The 17755-nt window shown below is 51.2% G+C and carries 15 protein-coding genes and 1 pseudogene; 12 read left to right on the top strand and 4 right to left on the bottom strand.

All coding sequences use genetic code 11. From position 1 onward, the window contains the following. Positions 1 to 7: 7 nt before the first annotated feature. On the top strand, positions 8 to 544 hold the full coding sequence (locus tag BLT35_RS14100; RefSeq protein ID WP_074728519.1) for a TRAP transporter small permease: 537 nt from the start codon (positions 8 to 10) through the stop codon (positions 542 to 544). Continuing rightward, positions 541 to 1815, top strand: coding sequence for a TRAP transporter large permease (locus tag BLT35_RS14095; protein WP_074728517.1), 1275 nt, complete (start codon positions 541 to 543; stop codon positions 1813 to 1815). The genes BLT35_RS14100 and BLT35_RS14095 overlap by 4 nt, the downstream gene beginning before the upstream one ends. Positions 1816 to 1866: 51 nt before the next feature. Here BLT35_RS14095 and BLT35_RS14090 read toward each other — a convergent pair whose 3' ends face one another. Genes BLT35_RS14090 through fadR form a run of 3 tightly spaced genes read right to left on the bottom strand, consistent with a single transcriptional unit; the run spans position 1867 to position 4263 of the window. Then, the gene (locus BLT35_RS14090) at positions 1867 to 2844 is read right to left on the bottom strand and encodes an electron transfer flavoprotein subunit alpha/FixB family protein (RefSeq protein WP_074728515.1); all 978 of its coding nucleotides are present in this window, start codon (positions 2842 to 2844) and stop codon (positions 1867 to 1869) included. A 25-nt stretch (positions 2845 to 2869) separates the two neighbouring features. After that, the gene (locus BLT35_RS14085) at positions 2870 to 3637 is read right to left on the bottom strand and encodes an electron transfer flavoprotein subunit beta/FixA family protein (protein ID WP_054817553.1); all 768 of its coding nucleotides are present in this window, start codon (positions 3635 to 3637) and stop codon (positions 2870 to 2872) included. Positions 3638 to 3675: 38 nt separating this feature from the next. Continuing rightward, positions 3676 to 4263: a fatty acid metabolism transcriptional regulator FadR gene (gene fadR, locus BLT35_RS14080; protein WP_074728513.1), complete on the bottom strand. Its 588-nt coding sequence runs from the start codon at positions 4261 to 4263 to the stop codon at positions 3676 to 3678. Between the two features lie 198 nt (positions 4264 to 4461). Between fadR and BLT35_RS14075 the strand changes: the two genes are divergently transcribed. The 7 genes from BLT35_RS14075 to BLT35_RS14045 all read left to right on the top strand — a co-directional run bounded on the left by BLT35_RS14075 (position 4462) and on the right by BLT35_RS14045 (position 13635). Continuing rightward, positions 4462 to 6858 carry a 3-hydroxyacyl-CoA dehydrogenase/enoyl-CoA hydratase family protein gene (locus BLT35_RS14075; protein ID WP_074728510.1) on the top strand — a complete coding sequence of 799 codons (2397 nt, stop codon included), beginning with the start codon at positions 4462 to 4464 and terminating at the stop codon, positions 6856 to 6858. A 25-nt stretch (positions 6859 to 6883) separates the two neighbouring features. Then, positions 6884 to 8068 carry an acetyl-CoA C-acyltransferase gene (locus tag BLT35_RS14070; RefSeq protein ID WP_054817554.1) on the top strand — a complete coding sequence of 395 codons (1185 nt, stop codon included), beginning with the start codon at positions 6884 to 6886 and terminating at the stop codon, positions 8066 to 8068. 36 nt (positions 8069 to 8104) lie between these two features. Beyond that, positions 8105 to 9877, top strand: a complete 1773-nt coding sequence (locus tag BLT35_RS14065) for an acyl-CoA dehydrogenase FadE (protein WP_083351299.1) — start codon at positions 8105 to 8107, stop codon at positions 9875 to 9877. Between the two features lie 342 nt (positions 9878 to 10219). Further along, positions 10220 to 10639, top strand: a complete 420-nt coding sequence (locus BLT35_RS14060) for a PaaI family thioesterase (RefSeq protein WP_249929595.1) — start codon at positions 10220 to 10222, stop codon at positions 10637 to 10639. A gap of 304 nt (positions 10640 to 10943) precedes the next feature. Further along, positions 10944 to 12005, top strand: coding sequence for an ABC transporter substrate-binding protein (locus BLT35_RS14055; RefSeq protein ID WP_074728506.1), 1062 nt, complete (start codon positions 10944 to 10946; stop codon positions 12003 to 12005). Between the two features lie 4 nt (positions 12006 to 12009). Beyond that, positions 12010 to 12786, top strand: coding sequence for an ABC transporter ATP-binding protein (locus BLT35_RS14050; protein WP_054817557.1), 777 nt, complete (start codon positions 12010 to 12012; stop codon positions 12784 to 12786). A 3-nt stretch (positions 12787 to 12789) separates the two neighbouring features. Continuing rightward, a complete protein-coding gene (locus tag BLT35_RS14045; RefSeq protein WP_082660869.1) occupies positions 12790 to 13635 on the top strand; it encodes an ABC transporter permease in 846 nt (281 codons plus the stop codon). 91 nt (positions 13636 to 13726) lie between these two features. Here the strand turns inward: BLT35_RS14045 and BLT35_RS14040 are convergent, their stop codons facing one another. Continuing rightward, positions 13727 to 14179: a Fur family transcriptional regulator gene (locus tag BLT35_RS14040; RefSeq protein WP_074728504.1), complete on the bottom strand. Its 453-nt coding sequence runs from the start codon at positions 14177 to 14179 to the stop codon at positions 13727 to 13729. A 765-nt stretch (positions 14180 to 14944) separates the two neighbouring features. Between BLT35_RS14040 and BLT35_RS14035 the strand changes: the two genes are divergently transcribed. The 3 genes and pseudogenes from BLT35_RS14035 to BLT35_RS14025 form a co-directional block, all read left to right on the top strand. Continuing rightward, on the top strand, positions 14945 to 15172 hold the full coding sequence (locus BLT35_RS14035) for a hypothetical protein (protein WP_054817559.1): 228 nt from the start codon (positions 14945 to 14947) through the stop codon (positions 15170 to 15172). A gap of 279 nt (positions 15173 to 15451) precedes the next feature. Next, entirely contained in the window at positions 15452 to 17326 is a 1875-nt protein-coding gene (locus BLT35_RS14030) for a PAS domain-containing sensor histidine kinase (protein ID WP_074728502.1), read from the top strand. 79 nt (positions 17327 to 17405) lie between these two features. Then, positions 17406 to 17705 (top strand): annotated as a pseudogene (locus BLT35_RS14025) (HNH/ENDO VII family nuclease); the annotation flags it as partial. Positions 17706 to 17755 lie beyond the last annotated feature (50 nt).

The following is a 17755-nucleotide window of genomic DNA, read 5'->3' as shown; positions in this document are numbered from 1 at the left end:
CTGTTCTATGGAAGAAATCCAACAAATTCAACCCAAACCAAATATCATCTCTACTATAGCTAACATCATTGACAGGTTACTGATTTGGGTCAGTGTAGCCATAGGAGTCGTATTAACGTTTAACATGATCGTTGCGGTTATGTTTCGATATGTGTTAAACCATCCGATTTTCTGGGCCGATGAGTTATCATTGTACCTATTTTGTTGGATTACTTTTTTAGGCGCGAGCTTAGGGGTTAAACGTGCCGATATGGCGGCGGTCACCTTCCTCATTGACCGTCTTTCCCCCAAGTTCAGGCTGATTACGGACATCTTTATTCATTTATGCACCTTACTGTTTGCAGCGGTGATTGGCTACTACTCTATCCTGTGGGTTAAGAGTCCCAGTGTGGTCAATCAACTTTCAGCCACGATTCCCATCAATTTGTGGATTTTGTATTCCGTCGTCCCTATATCTATGCTGTGCATTATTGTATTTACTATCGATCATATCAACAAATTAGTGTCGGCATATATTTTTAGGGCAAGGGGGGATGCTAAATGACTACAGCGATCGGTTTTTTTGCATTAATGTTTATTGGGGTGCCGATTGCGATCGTGCTGGGTCTTACGACACTGATCTACGTGTTAACGACGGGCAATCTCACTATTTTACAGTCTATGCCGTCCAAGCTGTTTAACGGATTGCAAAATTTCGGCCTTGTAGCGATCCCGATGTTTATTCTATTGGGCGAATTTATGAATCAAGGCGGGATTACCAATCGTTTGCTTGAATTTGCCAAAGTCATATTCGGACATTTTCGCGGTGGGCTTGCTTATGTTAATGTCGTAGCCAACATGTTTCTCGCCACGATTATCGGATCATCCACCGCACAAACGGCGGTGATGAGCAAAACGGTGGTTCCGGTAATGGAAAAGGAAGGGTACAGCCGGGATTTCAGCAGTGCGCTTACCGCATCCGCATCGGTTGTAGCTCCGCTCATTCCCCCCAGCATGCCGTTCATTATATACGGAGTAACGGCGGGCGTATCGATCGGCAGCTTGTTTTTGGCAGGGATTCTGCCCGGTATTATTTTTGGTCTGGGCTTTGGATTATATATTTACACGATTGCCAAAAAACGAAATTTTCCGAGATCCGATCGATCCAGTTGGTCCCAGGTGCTGAAAGGTACCGTTTATGTGCTGCCTGCCTTGAGCATTCCGGTGCTCATTATGGTTGGGATTACTACGGGGATCTTTACAGCAACGGAATCGGCGGCGGTTGCGGTTCTGGTTGCATTTCTGGTCGGCGGTTTTGTTTATAAGGAGTTGAAATGGAAGCATTTGCCGGGCATTCTGGTGCGAACCATTATCACCACCTCGACTGTCACCTTTTTATTGGCGATGTCCGATATTTTCGGTTGGGTCTTGAATTTCAATCAAATTCCCCAGCTGATTACCGATGCTTTCCTGGCCGTAGCGGATAACCAGTTCGTCTTTTTGTTATTGGTCAATCTGCTGCTGCTGCTCATAGGTACCGTTCTGGAGGGAGTGCCGGCTTTGATCCTGTTAACTCCAATTCTTTTACCTATAGCCGTTCATTATGGGGTTGATCCTATCCACCTGGGTGTGATCATGGTCATTAACTTAACTTTAGGGCTGATCAGCCCTCCGGTCGGATCCATCCTGTTTGTGACCTCAGCGGTTGCGAACGTTTCAGTCGAGAGGCTTACGCGAAGCTTAATTCCGTTCTTAATTATTTCATGTCTTATTCTTATGATTATCACCTATATCCCTTGGACGACTTTAGGACTTCAAAAACTGCTGGGTCCTTAATGTCCGAAACGAGAAGCCCGCCGGCTAAACGCCTGACGGGCTTTGTGTTCGTTATTCCAGTACTTTCCTGAATTCCCGGATGAGCAGGGGAACAACCTCGAACAAATCTCCGACAATGCCGTAATCGGCCATTTTAAAAATAGGGGCTTCCGGATCCTTATTGATGGCGATGATGATGCGCGATTGGCTCATGCCGGCCAGATGCTGGATGGCGCCGCTGATGCCGCAGGCGATGTAAATTTCCGGCGTCACGACTTTGCCGGTTTGGCCGATTTGCAAGGCGTAATCGCAATATCCGGCGTCGCATGCGCCACGCGATGCGCTGACGGCCCCATTTAATACCTCCGCCAGCTCTTCGAGAGGCTTGAAGCCATCCGCGCTCTTGACCCCGCGGCCGCCGGATACGACAATTTTCGCCTCTGTCAGATCTACCTTGCCTGACGTCTTGAGGACAACGTCTTTCACCACGGATCGAAGGGTCGGGGGAGGGGAGTAAGCGGTTTTCACGATGGGGGCTTTCGCTCCGCCGGCTGTCGGGACTGCGGGAAAATTGTTAGGCCTTATGGTGACAGCCCATGGGAAATCGGTAAACCTTTTTTTCTCAAAGGCTTTCCCTGCATATACGGGCCGGGTGAATAGGATCCCTTCGCCGGACGACTCGGCCGCAATGACATCCGACAGCTGGCCGGCTTTCAGCTTCGCAGCGATGGCAGGGGCAAGGTCGCGCCCGACAGCCGTATGTCCTATGAACACGGCGTCCGGACGAATCGTATCAAGAACGCCGGCAAGCGCAGCAAGATAAGCCTCCGGATGGTAATGCCGAAGGCTGTCATGCTCGATCAGATGAATGTCTGCAAAGGGATAGGCGGCGAGCTCATCGGCCAGAGAATCCACTTGGCTTCCCATGATAATGGCCGTAATACGGCCCCCTTCCGGTAACGCGATTTGCGCTGCTTGAAGTGCTTCCAGAGTGACCTGACGTAGCTTTCCGTCACGATGTTCGGCAATGATCGCATACGTTCTGCTCATGAATATTTCCTCCTTCACAGGCCGTCTAAATGACCTTGGATTGCGTGCGAAGCAGTTCGACAAGCCTGGCTGCCTGTTCAGGCATTTCGCCCTGCAATATTTGTCCGGCCTGTCTTGCCGGAGGAAGAAACAGCCCGATTAACGACGTTTTGGGTATAAGAGCCTCTGGTGTTACGGACAGATCATCAAGCGTCAGCTGTTGAAACGGCTTCCTCTTTGCCTTCATGATGCCGGGCAGGGACGGGTATCGTGGTTCGTTGAGCCCCTGCTGGGCGGTGAACAGGGCCGGAAGAGATACCTCCAGCAGCTCCACATTGCCTTCGGCATCGCGCTCTGCTTTGGCGGTTCCGGCGGAAAGCTCCAGCTTGATAACGGAGGATACGTGAGGAAGATGCAGCAGCTCCGCCAAACGCACGGCCACCTGACCTGCGCCGTTATCGATGGAAAAATGGCCGCCGAGAATCACATCATACGTCTTATCCGCGAAATATGCGGCGAGAACTTCCGATACCACATATTCGTCCTGGGAAATGCGGTCGTCCGAAATCAGGACGGCTTCGTCCGCGCCCATGGCAAGCGCGGTCCTCAGCGCCTCGGAAGCGCGTTGGGGCCCGACGGAAACGACAACAATGCGTCCCCCGAACCGCTCCTTTATGCGGATTGCCTCTTCCACAGCATATTCGTCGTAAGGATTCATGACGAATTTGACGCCTTCTTCCGAGATCTTTCCATTGGCAATGACGATCTTTTCCTCCGTATCAAACGTCTGCTTCAGCATCACATATACATTCATCCGGAATTCCCCTTTCCAAGGTAAATGGCAGAAGAAGGTCAAGGCTTAAGGGCCTTAAGGAAAAACTCGACGGTCGGTTCGATCTGCTTGCTCAGCGAATATTTGCGTCCTGAGATCAGCCAGGAGGTGACGGCTTCATCCATGGCTCCGAAGATCAGCAGCCGCGTTAATTTGACATCCAGCCCTTGGCGGAAGGTTCCTTCTTCCATGCCTTTGACCAGTACGGCTTCTATTAATTGAATATATGGTTTGACTGCTTGACCTATGGCTTTGCGCAGCTCCAATGAACTTTGCCGCAATTCAATTTGGGTAACGTAAGCGAGGTCCGTGTTTTGCTCCAGCTCGGTGTAATGAATTTCGCATATTTTGCGGAGCGCTTCATCGGCCGTGGACGACGCTTCGACGCTTTCCTTGAACTTGCCCACCAACTCGCCCAGCCGTTCCCGAAAAAGCGACACGAGAATATCTTCCTTGTTTTTGAAATATAAATAAATGGTTCCGTCAGCGACGCCGGCTTCGCGGGCAATTTTCGACACTTGCGATCCATGATAGCCGTTTTCGGCGAAGATTTTGACAGCAGCGTCCAGGATCAAATGGAATTTATTGTTTATTTTTTTACTTGTCATCTTCGCACCCCGGTGATAAGATTGAAATACATTATGAATGAATACTCATTCATTTTCTGATTCCATCTTATGAAATCCGCTAACCGTTGTCAATGGTTCTTGTATAAATGGAATAACAATAGATGTAAGGGGTTACAGAGCGGTATTCGGTCATGCCAAAGTCCAAGAACAATAACAGGTACAGGAGGTAAGAGGCGCATGGCAACAAACATCAATAGAGCTGCCGTGATCGGCTCAGGCGTCATGGGAGCGGGCATTGCCGCCCATCTCGCCAATGCGGGCATTCCCAGCCTGCTGCTGGACATCGTTCCGGCAGCATTGACGCCGGATGAAGAAGCCAAAGGATGGACGCTGGAGCATCCGGCCGTCCGCAACCGCCTGGCGGCAAACGCGCTTTCCGGACTGACCAGACTCAAACCGTCGCCGCTGTATGACGACGCCTTCCTCAGCCGGATTACGCCGGGGAACCTGGAGGACGATCTCGGTAAAATTCGGGACGTCGATTGGGTCATCGAAGCGGTCGTGGAAAACCTGCATATAAAGCGGGAGCTGCTGGCCAAAATCGAAAATCATTGGAAGCCGGGGATCATTGTGAGTTCCAATACGTCGGGCATTTCCATCGACGGGATGACAGCAGGCCGGAGCGAAGCGTTTAAACGGCACGTTCTCGGCACGCACTTCTTCAATCCTCCGCGCTATATGAAGCTGCTGGAAATCATTCCGGGTGAAACGACCGATCCGGATATTGTGGCCCGATTGACGGAATTTTGCGGGAAAAGACTTGGCAAAGGCGTGGTGGTAGCCAAAGATACGCCGAATTTTATCGCCAATCGAATCGGAACCTACGGTTTATTGGTCACGCTGCAAACGATGATCGACAAAGGCTATACCGTTGACGAAGTAGACGCCGTCACAGGCCCGGCCATGGGCCGGCCGAAAAGCGCCACCTTTCGGACGCTGGATCTTGTGGGATTGGACACCTTTGTGCATGTAGCGAATAATGTCTATGAAAAATTGGACGGCGGTCCGGAAAAACAGGCTTTTCAAGTGCCGCAGGTGCTAAAGGACATGGTGTCTTTCGGGTGGATCGGCGAGAAGGCCGGTCAGGGCTTTTATAAGAAGGTCAAGGGAGAGCAGGGCAGTGAAATTTTGTCCCTCGATTTGGGCGCGATGGCTTACGGCAAGAGCAGGAAGCCGGCATCCCCCTCGCTTGAGGCGGCCAAAACGGCCAAAGGAGCCAAGGAAAAGACGAAGGCGCTGCTCGGCGCCAAGGATCGCTATTCCGGGCTTGCCTGGGACATTTTGAAGAAAACGCTGCTTTATTCGGCGGACAAAGTCGGGGAAATCGCCGATTCGATTGCGGATATCGACAAGGCGATGAAATGGGGCTTTCATTGGGAGCTGGGGCCGTTTGAAACGTGGGATGCGATCGGGCTCGTAAAATCCGTCGAACGAATGGAGAAGGAGGGGGAGCGCATACCGGTATGGGTCAAGGAATGGATTGCATCCGGGAAGGAATCGTTCTATCAGCATGCCAACGGGAAATCATTTTACGTATACAAAGGGGAATATAAAGCGGCCGATCAGCCTGCCGAGAACATTTCGCTGCGCAGCTTGAAGGAGCAGAACAAGATCATCCGCGCCAACAGCGGCGCCAGCTTGATTGATGTGGGCGACGGCGTGGCGTGCCTGGAATTCCATTCGCCCAACAACGCGATCGGCGCCGATATTCTGTTTATGATTCAGCAAAGTGTGGAAGAGGTGCGCCAAAATTACGACGCGCTGATCATCGCAAACCAAGGCCGCAATTTCTGCGTCGGCGCCAATATTATGCTGCTGCTGATGGAAGCGCAGAACGAAGAGTGGGAGGAGATCGACAGCATTATCCGAATTTTCCAGAACACGATGATGCAGCTCAAAGGTTTTGAAAAACCCGTTGTTGCCGCTCCTCACCACATGACCTTGGGAGGCGGCGTCGAGGCTTGTCTGCCGGCTGACGAGGTGTGCGCATACGCGGAGACCTATTACGGTCTGGTGGAAACAGGGGTTGGATTGATTCCCGCGGGAGGGGGCTGCAAGGAGCTGGCGCTGCGGCTAAGCCGGGCGAATCCAAATCCGGAGGCGGATTTGCAGCCGCACATCAACGAGCTGTTCATGAATATCGGCACGGCCAAGGTGTCGACAAGCGCCCACGATGCCCGGAAAATCGGTTACCTTCGTGCCTCAGACAGGATCGTCGCAAATCAGGAGCGCTTGATCCATGAAGCCAAGCAATCGGCACTTCGGCTCGTGCATGAGGGCTATGTACTGCCGCCGAAAGAAAAAATCCGGGTGGTCGGCGCAGACGGAAAGGCGGTTATGCAGCTCGGAGCATATACCATGCGGCAAAGCGGGTATATCAGCGACCACGATCTGCTGATTGCCGGCAAGCTGGCTCATGTGCTTGCCGGCGGGGACGTTCCTGCGGGAACCATGGTGACCGAACAATACATGCTGGATCTGGAGCGCGAAGCGTTCCTCAGCCTTTGCGGCGAACCGAAAACGCAGCAGCGTATGCAGCATATGCTTTCCAAAGGCAAGCCGTTGCGCAACTAAGCGAATCGAAGAGAGGTGAACGCTCATGAGAGAAGCCGTCATTGTTTCCGCTGTCCGCACCCCGGTAGGCCGGGCAAAAAAAGGCAGCTTGGCCCATACCCGTGCGGAGGATTTGGGGAGAACGGTGCTTCAGGCTGTCGTTGACCGGGTGCCGGGCGTGAAGAAAGAGGACGTAGAGGACATCATCATCGGATGCGCGATGCCCGAAGGGGAGCAGGGCTTGAATTTCGCCCGTATCATGTCGCTGTACGCCGGATTCCCTTCGACGGTGCCGGCCTTGACGATCAACCGGTTCTGTTCGTCGGGCCTGCAGTCGATCGCTTTTGCAGCCGAGCGCATTATCGCGGGCGGCGCCGATATCATCATCGCAGGCGGCGTGGAAAGCATGAGCCGCGTGCCGATGACCGGCTTCAAGCTGTCGCCGCATCCGAAGCTCGTGCAGGAGATGCCGCAGGCCTATATCGGCATGGGCCACACGGCGGAGAATGTGGCAGACCGCTTCGGCATTTCCCGCGAGGTTCAGGACCGGTTCGCGATGTCGAGCCACCGCAAAGCGGCAGCGGCCGTCCGGTCTGGAGCCTTCAAGGAAGAGATCGTTCCGGTTCACACGTCGCTCAGAGGCTTTGGCGATAACGGCAAGCCTTGGGAGAAGCCGGTTGTACTGGATATGGACGAAGGGATTCGTCCGGATACGACGCTGGAGGGACTGGCCAAGCTGAAGCCGGTGTTCAAAGCGGGCGGCTCCGTTACCGCGGGCAACGCCTCGCAGATGAGCGACGGTGCAGCGGCCGTACTCGTGATGAGCCGGGAGAAAGCGGAGAAGCTGGGACTTTCGCCGCTCGCTGCCTTTCGCTCGTTCGCCCTGGCGGGGGTAAACCCTGAAATCATGGGCGTCGGACCGGTAGAGGCGATCCCCATGGCACTTGAGCGCGCGGGTCTCGGCCTGGAGGATATCCGGCTCTTTGAAATCAATGAAGCGTTCGCTTCTCAATGTGTGCATATTATCCGGGAGCTTCAGCTGGATGAGAGCCTGGTGAATGTCAACGGAGGCGCGATTGCTCTCGGTCATCCGCTCGGCTGCACGGGTACGAAGCTGACGGCAGGCCTGATCTACGAGCTGCGTCGCCGCGGCGGAGGTTATGGTGTGGTGTCGATGTGCATCGGCGGCGGCATGGGGGCGGCCGGTGTGTTTGAAGTATACCCGAAATAGCGGGTTGAAATATCATACGATGGAGGAGAGATGGATATGGCGGACAAAGTGATAGGCGGCGGTTTTGTCTTGGAAGACCTGGACTGTCAAGCCATCGTTACACCGGATGAACTGACGGCGGAGCAGCGTATGATTGCGGAGACGACGGCAGATTTCGTGGAAGGCGAAGTGCTTCCGGTCGATGAGGAAATCGAGAAGCTGAACTACGAGCTGACCTTGAAGCTGCTGAAAAAGAGCGGCGAGCTCGGACTTCTGGGCGCGGATGTGCCGGAAGCGCTGGGCGGACTCGGACTCGACAAAGTCAGCACGACACTGATCAGTGAGCGGTTGTCCAAAGCCTCTTCTTTCGCACTGTCCGTCGGTGCCCATGTCGGCATCGGCACTCTCCCGATCGTTTATTTCGGCACGCCGGAGCAGAAAAAGAAATATTTGCCCGATCTGGCCAGCGGCAGGCTCATCGCGGCCTACTGCCTGACCGAGCCTTCATCGGGCTCGGATGCGCTTGGCGCGAAAACGACGGCGCGTCTATCGGAGGACGGCCGCTATTACGTCCTTAACGGGATGAAGCAATTTATCACCAACGCGGGCTTCGCGGATATTTTCATCGTTTATGCGAAGGTGGACGGAAAGGACTTCAGCACCTTCATAGTGGAGCGGAAGATGGAAGGCGTAAGCATCGGTCCGGAGGAAAAGAAGATGGGCATCAAAGGGTCCTCCACCTGCGCGCTCATCCTTGAAGATGTAAAGGTTCCCGTGGAAAACCTGCTGTGGGAGGCGGGCAAAGGCCATTTAATCGCCTTCAATATACTGAACATCGGCCGTTTCAAGCTGGCCGCGGGCTGTCTCGGCGCCTCGAAGGATGCAATCGAAATATCCGCCAAATATGCCAATGCACGCAAGCAATTCGGCAAACCAATCTCCGCCTTTCCGCTCATCGGCAAGAAGCTGGCCGAAATGAATGTTCGTACTTATGCGCTTGAAAGCATGGTCTACCGTACGGCGGGCTTGATGGATGCGGGGCTCAGCGATATCGATCACGGCAGTCCGGAAGCGGGAGTCCAGTCCGCCAAGGCGATAGCCGAGTATGCGCTGGAGTACTCCATCAATAAGGTGTTTGGTTCGGAAACCCTCCAGTTCGTAGCGGATGAAGGCGTGCAGATTCACGGCGGCTACGGTTTTATCCAGGAATACAAAATCGAGCGCATATACCGTGATTCGCGGATCAACCGCATCTTTGAAGGGACGAATGAAATCAATCGTTTGCTCATCCCCGGCACGCTGATGAGACGCGCCATGAAGGGCGAGCTGCCGCTCATCCAGAAAGTGCAGGCGCTTCAGTCGGATCTGCTTCAGCTCGTTTCGGGGCAGCGGTTTGAGGGCATATTAGAGGAAGAAACGCACCTGGTTTCCATGGCCAAAAAGATATTTCTGATGACGGGCGGAGCCGCCGTCCAGAAATATCAGACGCAGCTTGAGCAGGAACAGGAAGCGCTCAGCCATCTGGCGGATATGATGATTCAGATCTATGCTATGGAAAGCTCACTCCTTCGTACCCGACAACGGATCGCAAAACAGGGCGAAGACAAAACGGCATGCGCCATCGATATGACAAGGGTCTTCGTGCATGAGGCGTTCGAAAGGATAGAGTCGCTTGCCAAAGAGACACTGTCGGCTGTAGAGACCGGAGACGTGCTGCGCACTCAGCTTTCCGTATTAAAGAAGCTGGCCCGCCGTACGCCGGTCAATACGGTGGGGCTAAAGCGGCAAATCGCCGCCAGAGTGTTGGAGTCGGAGAAATTCGTGCGCTAATCCGATGGAACCATCTGAAGGATCCCGGCCGCGTGCCGTATGCCGGAAGATGGTTGGATATATGCGGCGGATATGGCGCGAATGGACGAGAAAGGGTATTATGATATCAAGGACCGTATGAGAGATAGAACAATTGCCGGAGGCTTCAATAGGTTCCCCGGGAAATCGAGGAGGCGCCGTTTATGCATCGGATAGGGAAGAAGCCGCCGCCTTGGGCGTGCCGATCCCCTTCCGCGGTGAAACGGTGTAAACTTATATTGTCCGGAAGGAAGAAGAGTCCTTGAAAGCAAAGGAGCTCGAACACTGGGGCAGGAACGTCTGGCCGCCGAATGGAGAGATACTGTGAATACTGAACAAATTCAAAAAAAAATCGAACGCATGCTGGAGGAGGCTCAGCATACCTTTTGGGGCTATCTGGGCTGTGAATTGGTGGAATGGAACGAACATAGGGCCATCGTCACGCTGGATGTGAAAGAGCACCATCTGAATTTCATCGGCATTCTTCACGGAGGCGTGCATACGTCGCTGCTCGATACCGCGATGGGTCTTGCAGCGATGACCGCCCGTCCGGACAGCGATGTCGTCACTTCGGGCTTGAATATGCATTTTACCGCGCCGGCAGGCAAGGGCAAAGTGACGGCGGTGGCGGAAATCGTTCATATGTCAGCCAGAACGATTACCACCCAGGCAACGCTAAAGAACGAAAATAACATTTTGTGCTCGATGGCAACCGCATCGTTCCGGGTTATCGACAAAAAATGAAGGAGGATTGCGATCTGGCTTGAAGTACCAGACTGTGCAGTGTTATCATAAGAGCTGCAGACCGTAGACCGGGTCCTTGGGCGGAGCGGTCTATTTCTTATGCGGAGGTATTGACATGCCGCAGCACAAGACTTGAAGGAGGAAAAGCCGGCTGTTGATTTCATGACTTTGATTTACATTAGCACATACCATTCGACCCGGTCATGCCATAAATTTAGAAGCTTTGAAGGAATATTGCAAATACGTGTCGAATGCATTTAAGATTTGCCACAAAATCAACTAGAAAAACTGGAGGGTTAACAGAATGAAAAAAGCATCACTCTTCGCATTGACTGCAGTGCTGTTCATCACCACTGCTCTTGCAGGCTGCGGGAATAAGGAAGCAGCACCGGGGAACGCAACAGAATCCCCCAAAACGCAAACGGAAGCGGTATCGGTAGAAATCGGCATGCTCAAGCTGGCCAGTTCCGCGCCATTATTTATCGGGCTTGAGAAAGGATTCTTTCAAGAGGAAAATATCGACGCGAAAGCCAAATGGTTCGATGCGGCGCAGCCGATTGCTGTAGCCACTGCAGGAGGAAGCGTGGATGTGGGGGCAACCGGAATTACGGCAAGCTTGTACAACATGGTAGCCGGCGGGCAAAAGCTCGTGATTGTTGCCGACAAAGGCAGAGAGCAAGAAGGCTATTCTTCTACAGCCCTGATGGTTCCATCCGATTCTCCGGTCAAAGCGATTGAGGAATTGAAAGGAAAGAAAATCGGTATTACACAAACCGGATCAACCTATCATTACATGGCCGGACGCCTGCTTGAAAAGCACGGACTGACGCTGAAGGATGTTCAATTGGTGCCTTTGAACAGTATTAAAGGCTTGATGGAGTCGCTCAAGAGCAAGCAGGTGGATGCGGTTATGCTGAATGAGCCGAACATCACCGCTGTAGTGAAGGAAGGTTACGGTAAAGTCATCGCTCAGGTAGGAGACGAAATCGAGTATCAAACCTCCGGTATTTTCTTCTCACCCAAGCTGGCGGGCAACCAGGATGCGGCCGTACGCTTTTTGAAGGCGTATGCCAAAGCTACACGCTATTACTACGATGCAGTGCTGACCAAAAAAGACGGCAAGCTCGTACCGGGAGCCAATTATGACGAAGTGGTTAAGATCGTTGCCAAATACACGGACCAACCCGAAGAAGTCGTGAAGCAAGGACTTCCTTATATCGATCGTGACGGGAAGCTTTTGGCCGAAGACATCAAAACGCAGGTAGAATGGTATGCCAAAGAGAAGCTGATCGACAAAGCCATCGACACCCAAGAGATTGTAAATACTGCTCTGCTGGACGAAGCGCTCAGCAAGCTGGAGAAATAATGCCATGAGAATCGTAGTGGACAACGTGGAGAAACGGTTTATCGACTCGAAGAAGCGAGAGGTTACCGCTCTTAGAAATATCAACTTTACGATTGAAGAGCAAGAGTTTGTGGTATTGGTCGGTCCCAGCGGATGCGGGAAGTCTACACTTCTCAATATTGTCGGCGGGTTGCTGTCTCCTTCGGGAGGAGAGGTATATTTTGAGGGTTTATCTTCGGACAAACCTCCCCGGCTCGGCATCGTTTTTCAGGAAATTGCGCTTTTTCCCTGGAGGACGGTTTACGAGAATGTGGTGTTCGGTCTGGAAGAGCAGGGTGCGAGCAAGCAGGAGCAGCAGGAAAAAGGCAAATATTATATCGATATGGTCGGGCTCACGGGATTTGAATCGGCTTATCCCAAACAGCTGTCGGGCGGGATGCGTCAACGCGCGGGCATTGCCAGGGCGCTTGCCGTCGAACCGGATTTGCTGCTGATGGACGAACCGTTCTCCGCGTTGGATGCGCAGACGCGTACGCTGATGCAGGAGGAGCTGCTTTCCATCTGGAACCGTACCCGATTAAGCACTTTATATGTCACTCACAATATTCAAGAGGCGGTCTATTTGGCTGACCGGGTGATCGTGCTTTCCCGTCATCCGGGACAAATCAAGGAAGTGATTCATATCGATCTTCCCAAGACGGGAAGAGACCGGGAAGAGCATCGCGCGGCCTTCGAGCGGTACGCAAATGAAATCTGGCAGCTGATCCGGCATGATGCACAGGAAGCGCTGAAGGAGGGTTAGGGCATGAGTCAAGCATCAAATGAATCGATACCGGAAAGGACTGCCCATGCTTCGGCACAAGGACTGCAGCGGCATGTGATTCGCAACCGCGTATCCTTCCTGGAGCAGAAAATACCGGCTTATGCGTCCGTGCTCGGTATTGTCGGTCTCCTGCTTCTGTGGGAGATCATTTGCCGGCTGGGGCTTGTGCCGCCATTGTTCCTGCCTGCTCCGACGCTGATTTTATCGGACGGCTGGGAGATGCTGTCCAGCGGCGAGCTGCATGAGAACATCCTGGCCAGCTTGTCCCGGATTATCGTCGGGTATGGCATTGGCGCGGTCAGCGGCATTCTGATCGGGCTCATTCTGGGCTTTTCGCGCTGGGCGGACGCTGTACTTTCGCCTGTGGTGTATTCCATTTATCCGATTCCGAAAATTGCTTTGCTGCCTTTGATTATTCTATGGCTCGGCATCGGGGAAGCGCCCAAGTTTACAATGATTGCCCTTGGTGTATTTTTTCCCGTGGTGATCAATACATTCTCGGGCGTCAAGAACGTGGATCCCATATGGATCAAAGCAGCGGTTACGTTCGGCTCCAGCCATCTGAACGTCATTCGGAAGGTCATTCTTCCCGGGGCCCTGCCGATGATCTTCGCCGGGCTTAAGCTCGCGGCCGGTACCTCCTTACTGCTTCTGGTATCGGCGGAAATGATCGCGGCTCAACAAGGAATCGGATCGATGATTCTGCATTACGGGAATTTGATGATTACAACGAAGCTGATGGTTGGGGTTCTGCTCCTGTCTTTGTTAGGCCTTCTCTTCAATCGGGGACTTCAGTGGCTTGAACGCAAACTGCTGCCTTGGAAATAATCGGAATAAGCAAGTGAACGTTCAAAAAGCACCCGCCGGAAGGTTTTCCTTTCGGTGAGTGCTTTTTTCAGTTTCGTGATTACGTTCCCCTTCAAATGGCGACTTTGAAGCTTTGGCCTTGAAGCTGAAGCTGCTCACAGGAATCGCATATACCGGATACTTCAAGATAGGCGTTCTCCGGCCGGAAGCCGTCTCCGAATTCGGCTAATGCCGGCAGGGCCGCCGTAAAGTCCTGGATTTTGCCGCAATGAACGCAATACAAATGATGATGAGGCTCGGTATTCGTATCATACCGCAGAATATCGCCATGATGAGTATGAAAATCCTTCAGCAGCCCCAGCTCCTTTAACGTGCGGAGATTTTTGTAAATAGTCGTCATGCTCACGTACTTCGGATAAGCGGCATAAATCGACTCGAACAATTCTTCAGCCGTAGGGTGAGATAATTTCAAATATAAATGCTCCAAAATGAGCTCTCTTTGTTTTGTCATACGAATATTAGCCGCCTGTAAATGACGAATGGCATCGTTGATCGTGATTTGCATAGCGTCCTCCTTTAAAATTAAAATTAGACTTAATCTAATTATTATTTAATAATATCAGTGTTATGCAAAACGGTCATGATCATCATATGAAGGTTTGATGAAGAATGGATGAAGCTGATCTGATGTTCAAGCGTTATTCATGATCAGATCCCGGTTGCGGATGGGAGGGAAATCCATAGTTGCCGGAGGTGAAAAGGCAGGGAACGCATGATCGGCAACGATCGCCGGCGTTTGAAGGGGATATTCAGCCTTCATTTTTCGAGGATGAAGAGAAAATGGGAAGACGGAGTGTAATGTGATGTTCAAATCCCCCCTATATGGGCCGTGGAGAAATGTTCACCAGCCGCAAAGAGGAGGGTTATTTAATTTGTTTGTATCTATTGAAAATTATAATTATTATAATATAATAACAACTAAAAGCAATAAGCACCAAGGGGTGGCCGCATGGATATATATGGCTTAGCAGCAGAAAATTCCTTGTAAGCCGCGAATGGGAGCTTTCCTATAACTGATTCCATTAGCCCGAAATAATGACTCGACGAATTTCCCGGGAAATGGACACTCTTCCTGCTTCCCTCACACTTTGTCGAATATATGGTTTGTCCTTCACGAGAATCATATTCGATTTTTCAAGTCAGCATCATTTCTTAAAAAAAATGCAAAAAGATGTTGACAATTTGTAATAATATTTTAAGCTTATTTTAATAATCGTAATTTATCCTATCAATAAATAAGCAAATCTGATATGTAGGGACGGTGTTAGGGATGAAAGTGTTCGTCACGATCGAAAACAAACAAATCCCCGTTTTCGCCGACAACTTGAATAAGAAAACGTTAAAGCTGCTGAAGACGGCGTTGGACAATAAGTTAGAGACGGGAAGACATGCACTGAAGAAATGTCTTCAAACGTTGATTAGTATTGAAGTGGTAGGCTGTGAAGCGATCCTTCATTCGATTAACGAGAGAGACACATTGGCGCTCTCACTTTATTGATATAAGAACCTCATCACCTCAAAAAGGTCCTTTGCTTCGCGCGAAGGACCTTTTTGGCGATCATTGCACACGGGTAGTCTTTACCTTATGCGCATGCGTCTTGAAGAACCTGCCGTTACCTTCTTGCTTGTGCGCCGCCGTTGTTTTTCAACGAAAGGGCTCACTCATTGTCAGCCAAAAGATGAATTTTTTGCATTAGAATAGAAGGATAAACCGGCCTGTACATAGAATGTTTTCTTTAATAATACTAGTGGCTGGAAAAATTGCAGGAGGCATGGAATGGCTATAGACAATCTTATTAATCACCCCTTGTTTCTCCTTAGTTTCCATCATTCCCCGGCAGGTATGGCTTTGGCAGCCGCTTCCGGCCGTTTATTGGCAGCTAACAAGGCGTTATGCCAGATTTTGGGTTATTCGGAGTCGGAATTTGTCGGACAAATGATCGATGATTTGTGCCACCCCGACAGCTTGGAAAACAAGAGGAAGTTTTGGGATGAACTGAACCTGCTTTCAAGTGAAAGCACCTCCCGTCAGATGGAATTCGACTGGCGCCACCGGGAAGGCTATGCGGTGCCTTTAAGAATAACGGCTTCCAAATACGTAAGCGAGGAAACGGGTACGGAGGCCTGGTTCATTTTATACCTGACCCAGCCCGGGGGGGATTCCCGGAATCATGATGAACGGCAGGGGAATGATACAGCACTGGGGACAAATCCGATTATTCCGGTGCAGGAACAAAAATGTCCGCAGCTTTACGAGCTGATCGCGGTCCATTCGCATGATATTATTTCGTATTGTGATCCGGAAGGTATCATTCTTTATACCTCTCCGGCTATACACCGCCTGCTGGGATACCATGAGGAGGAATTGATCGGGAGAAATTCTGCCGAATTGATTCATCCAGAGGATTTTCAGCAGATACAGAGTAAGCACATGGATGGTTATACAGATGATTGTATACATATATGCCGAGTCTTACATAAAAAAGGAAATTACATATGGATGGAAAATTCGGTTAAATTAATCAAGGATGAAAATGGACAGATCAGTAATATTATGACGGTCGGACGGGATATTACTACTAGAAAACAGGCTGAGGAAGAGCTGCTGAAAAGCGAGGAGAAATACAGGAGGCTTATTGAAGAGATGCCGGAAGCGCTCCTTATTCAGCAGGACGGCAAGTGGGTCTGTGTGAACGAAATGGCTGTCCGGCTGTTGGGAGCCGCCAACAGGGGCGAGCTGCTGAACAAACCGGTCCACGATTTCATTGATCCGGACGTGCTTCAGGCGGCATCCAGTCTGACCGAAACGTTAAGTAACGATGATTTCGTTACCACGTTTAAAGGCAAGTTTATTACCGTGCAGGGAGAGCCGGTTGAGGTGGAGTTTTCGGCGGTTCCTACCTGGTATGAAGGGCATTATGCCGTGCGCATTATTGCAAAAGATATTAGCGAAGCCCGCAAGGCGCAGGAATTGCTGCAAAATTCGGAGAAGCTGTCGCTCGTCGGACAGCTGGCCGCGGGAATTGCCCACGAACTTCGTAATCCGCTGACCGCCGTCAAAGGCTTTATCCAGCTTCTGAAATCGGGAGCGGCGGATAAGCAGCAGTACTACGACATCATCTCATCGGAAATCAACCGGATTGAACAGATATTGGGTGAAATGCTGATTCTGGCCAAGCCTCGGGCGGTTCAATACCTGCCGGTAGACATTCACCGTTTGCTGGAGCACGTCACGACCTTGGTCGAGTCTCAAGCGATTATGAACAGTATCGAAATCGTCAAGGAATGCGAACAGAGCCTTCCCTTCATTGACGGCGATGAGAATCAGCTTAAACAGGTATTCATCAACGTGATGAAAAATGCGGTAGAGGCGATGCCGCATGGCGGTATCATTACGGTTCGGGCGAACAAGCTGGAAGAGGACCGGATTGTCGTGCGTGTGATTGATCAAGGCAGCGGCATACCTGCCGATCAATTGGAGCGGATCGGCCATCCGTTTTTTACGACCAAGGAGCACGGCACAGGCCTTGGGATGATGGTCAGCTTTCAAATCATTGAAAGACACGGCGGTCATGTATCTATTTCGAGCGAGGTAGGAAAAGGAACAACGGTCGAAATCGTATTGCCTGTATTCGCCAATAACAGTTTGTAATAGAAGTGCAAACAGCGGATCGGGGTTCCCGATCCGCTGTTTATATTTGTACGCCCAGCATGGGCGTCATCTTTAGGGCAAAGTTTGGGATAATGCCAAAGATAGTGATGGTAAAGTAAGAGACCCACTCACTAAAAAAGTAATGAACAAAGAAGAACCGTGGGATATGGGTCATAAACCGGGATACGAGTTTAGAAAACATCAAATTAGTGCGGCTGAGAGAGGAATTTCTAGGAAACAGTTTTTAGATGAACATAATAATCCTGACCATTATGTCCCCGAATTGCCAAGTTCAAATAGAAGTCATAAACTAGAGGATGACACGGATAGCTATTTAGGGCTTGCTGAACAAGATTCGTTCCATTTACACCCAACGTAAGTCTCTAAACCCAAGCAGTCTGAAAAAATGCAAAAAGAGAACACGCAGTC

The organism is Paenibacillus naphthalenovorans, from assembly GCF_900099895.1.
GTDB lineage: Bacteria > Bacillota > Bacilli > Paenibacillales > NBRC-103111 > Paenibacillus_G > Paenibacillus_G naphthalenovorans.
The sequence above is the reverse complement of the archived record's forward strand: the minus strand, read 5'-3'. Positions and strand labels throughout refer to the sequence as shown.